Source organism: Enterococcus italicus, assembly GCF_023743875.1.
GTDB lineage: Bacteria > Bacillota > Bacilli > Lactobacillales > Enterococcaceae > Enterococcus_G > Enterococcus_G italicus.
This window is the reverse complement of sequence record NZ_JAMRVB010000001.1, coordinates 264,552-268,919: the sequence shown is the minus strand read 5'-3', so window position 1 is coordinate 268,919 and position 4,368 is coordinate 264,552. Positions and strand designations below refer to the sequence as shown.

The 4,368-nt window shown below is 33.9% G+C and carries 1 protein-coding gene; it reads right to left on the bottom strand.

The features are described 5' to 3' along the window. On the bottom strand, positions 1–3,774 hold a 3,774-nt coding region (locus tag NE257_RS01260), incomplete at its 3' end, for a collagen binding domain-containing protein (RefSeq protein ID WP_251885615.1). Between the last annotated feature and the right edge of the window lie 594 nt (positions 3,775–4,368).

Genomic DNA, 4,368 nt, shown 5'->3' with positions numbered 1-4,368 from the left:
CGTTTGTAATTCAACGGTGAACTCATATTTCTTATCCTTGTCAAATTCATAGCCGGCTGGCGCTGCTGTTTCTGCGAAGTAATAGTTACCTGGCTTCAAGTTCGAAACAGAAATTTTACCATCTTTATCAGTAACTAGTCCGTCTTTCACTACTTGATTCGTTTCATCAAATAATGTGAAAACAGCTCCAGATAATACTTTGCTGGTATCACTATCTGTCTTGGTTAATTCTACGGAGCCTGTCATTTGTTCATTTTCTTGGGTAATTGCAAACTTTCCATTGGTTGTTGAGGTCTTACTTAATAATATGGTTTTTACTTCAGTTGACAAAACATATCCTGAAGGTGCTGTAATTTCTTTTAGATAATACGTGCCCGATTTTAATTTACCAAAATTAATTTGGCCAGACTCATTTGTTGTTGCTACTTGCTTAAAGTCACTATTCTTTTTCGTTAATTCAAACGTTGCTCCAGGTAAAACTTTTTCTGTATCTTTGTCTATTTTCAAGACATCAATTTCGTAATTCGAACCAGAAGAACTTCCCCCGTTATTGATTACATCAACTTCTTCAGTTTTGTCGCCAGATATATTTGTTTTTCCGTTACCAGAAAGGTTTACTGAGTTAGTCAATGTGTCATTCACTTTATCTGAATCAATAATTGAATTATACGTAATATAATACGCATTCGAAATCGTTTTTAGGAACTTAATCGTAAATGTTCCATTTTCACCTTGTTCTATTGAATAATCTGTATCTAATACTAAAGGTGAGCTGCCATCTAATGGTTTTCCTGTAAGGGAACCATCTGTATTGACTCCTGCTTGTTGAACCTTAATACTTGAAAAATCAGTTGTTTGATTTGCTGATGGTGTATCAGTAATCGACGCATCTGAAATTGTTGATTGTGATGCATTCAATGTAAGAGTCCAATTAACTAAAGAAGAATCATCTGTACTTTGTGTACCGCCTTTAGAAATTAACTCGTCCCCATTTTTAACGGACACTGTCGCATCAAAATTTTTCGAGTTGCCATTATTTGTGTAAGTAGCTGTATTTTTGTAGCTAGACGTTATCATCGTTCCATCAACACTCGTCTTATAAATCAATAAGTAAGCCGAATTGTCTTCAGGAAGATTCGTACTAAGTGTTTGTGTTGTTGCATCAAACATTACAGGGGTAGAAGTAGAAACGAAGGTATAACCCTTAGCGTCAAAAGATGTTATTTTGTTTAAAACTGCACTGCCATCTACATATGTTTGCCCCTTTTTTATAGAATCCACGATTGATGCATTTTTTAAATCATGTAATTGAAAGTTGATACCCACTGTCCAAGTAATTTCTTTTGTTACTGCGTTGTAATTGCCATTTTTAAAACCATCATCTTTTACAAACCAAACTGGATTAAATGGTATATCCTGCTTTGAATTATGAGGTTGATTATTAATGTCAATCCAATCATATGAAACATTATTTTTAAATTTCCCACTAGTCATCAAATCATAATCAACTTTTGTTTTATAATTAATCCGATACGCATGAGAATGTTCTTCATCTGTCAATTTATCAGTAAACGATAAAACAAAATTCTCACCTACAGTAGCAGATGCTGCTGTTTGATTTATTTTGTATTTATCCGTTGATACTACTTGATTCGTATCTAGATCTGTTACAGTAAAATCTGTTGGATAAATCAAGCTTAAACCTAGTCCCATATTATCGGTAATTTTTAAATCATGAAATTTTTGGCGATCTTGGTTAAAAGTGATTGACCAAGATAATTCGCGCTTATTGTAGTCAATATTTTTAATTTCTTTTTTTACACCAGTTGGAGAAATCTTTCCGGTAGTTTCGCCTGTTGTAGCGCCTCCACTAGTAGCTTCATTTTTAACAGTTTGCCCTTCTGCCGAAAGTGGTGCAGTATACGTACTCTTATAGGTAGCGATAATTCCTACCTTTAATCCTTCTTTAAAGTTAATTGTCATCTGATTCTTTGTATCATCGAAACTTACTTCATAAGTTTTTGGATCTACCGGTTTACCATTAACAGTTTTCACAACGATTGAATCTTTTACATAGGATGAATTTTTATCCAATGTATCTATAATGACTGCATTTCCTGGTTTCAGATCTTTTTCACCAAGATTAAATTTAATGGTCCAATTTAACTGTTGCTTTTCCCCAGCTTGTTGACCAGCTTTATCAATCATTTTTCCGTAAGTCGTTTCTACAGTTGCTTCAGCAGGAATTGAATTGTTGCCATCATTTTGAAGAACTGCATTATTTTTGAAAGAAACTTTCCCACCATCATAAGGTTTATTTGGATCAGCCGCTTTAGCAGAATCATCAATTGAAGTTTCATAAGTAACACGGAAGGCTTTGCGTGTATTCGTATAATTTCCAATAAACGTTACATTTCCTTTGTTGTCAATAGTGTAGTCAGTTCCTTGTGTAAGCGTATCGCCTTCACCAATAATTGTACCGTCCATTCCAACGTTTAACAATGTCACTTTGCTAGAAGTCAACGTTAAACCGGCAGGGAAATTTTCTTGAATTGAGGCATTCTTCAATTCTTTTTGACTTGTATTTGCATCGATAGTCCAAGTCACGTTTTTCCCATTCGTAGCAGAATCAATTTTTCCACTTTTGGAAATATCTGTTCCTCCAGTCGGATTAACAATCACTGGTTGACTAGGGGTACCAGTTGTCGTTGGAATCACAATTTCTATTTTTCCTGGTTCAGTCACGTTCATTTTTCCTTGGTTGTAATGGAACGTTCCTTCTATATCACTTTCATCTTCAACTTTTTCATTAAATGTAAATGTCACTAAACCATCCTTATCAATGGTATATGAACCGTAATCTCCAAGTGAACCACCACCGGCAGAATAGGTCACATTACTTGGTAGTTTAAAAGTAAAATAGTCTCCATTTTTTAACTGGTAGTCATTTAACAATTCGTTAGGAATTGACCAGTTGTAATTAATCGCAATATTGGTTGCAGTTGTTACCTTTTCAGGATCGACTGGTTTCCTATCATTATCTGTAAAGTTAACTGTAAAGCTATCAATAATTGTTCCTTTTGAGCTTTCTGGTAAAACAGTTGCAATATCAATAGGGGCACCTGCCACAATTGTCTTTGCAGCTTTTTTTGTTGCTTCTTCAGAAGATTGAGTTGTTGATTCAGTTGAGCTTTTCGTAGATTCGCTTGTCTTTTCACTACTTGAAGCGGTTGTTAATTCTTTCGTACTTTCTGAAGTTTTCGCATCTGTGGTGCTCGATGAATTCGTGGTACTTGATGAATCCGTGGTGCTTACATTAGCTTGTTCTAATGGAACAATGGTTTCTTTTCCATTATTAGTTAAGACGACCTTGGTTAGCTTGTCATTCGCTAATGCCAAGTTTAACGAAATAGAAGTTTGGACATTTGGTGAAATGGTAAAGGCTATTTTTGTTCCAGTAACCTCATACGTCCCAATTTCATTGCCAGTTTTGTCTTTTAATGGTACACTTTCTTCTTTAACTAAACTATTCTCTGGACTGATAGTCACTGAAAAAGTTTTACTTTCTGTGTCCTCATTCGTTACATCTGCAGAAAGTTTGATTTCATTACTACTATCAACCGCCTTGGCTGAAGTAATTGTTAAGCCTTTATTCTCTTGTGTCACTGCACCTACTTGTGCGATCGGTGTCAAATAAGAAACTAACAATATAAGTAAAGAAATCCAATTTGCGAGTTTGTAAAATTGTTTCCCATTTGCTTGTTTTTGTTCCATGTACTCACCCCAAAATTTCTTTTGTGTGCTTTAAAAAATTTCCGACAATTTCCGACCTACAACTATCTGAATTTCCTCAAAAGCACCAAAGTTATTATACACCTTTTTAGGGTAAATCTTAAAAATACCTAACGGCTCAAACACAAGTAAATATTATTTATGATTTTTTTTAAAGACTTTTTAGACAAAAAGGTTCGTTAAGCCTTGATAATACAACCATTTTTGCTATTTTTTTTTTTGCTATAATTCAAAAATATCTTTTTTTTATCAACGAAACTTTTTTTGATAGTAATTATTATAGAATAACAATTACTAAAAAGGAATGATTTGGCTAGTAGATAACAACTTCTAGCAACCAAATCAGGTTCTATAATATTTGGTGTTGTTACTCAAACTAAGTAGTGACGCCAAATATTTTTTTTATAACAAAAAGACATCTGGTTGTCCTATAATTAAATCGCCAAAAAAATCATAGTAGGATAACCAAATGTCCATAACTAAGAATATCAAATGTACGGATGAAAAGACAAGTCATTCCATCAAACAAATCTTGAACATCAAAGATTCCCATATTACCTTTTCAAAAGATGCCAT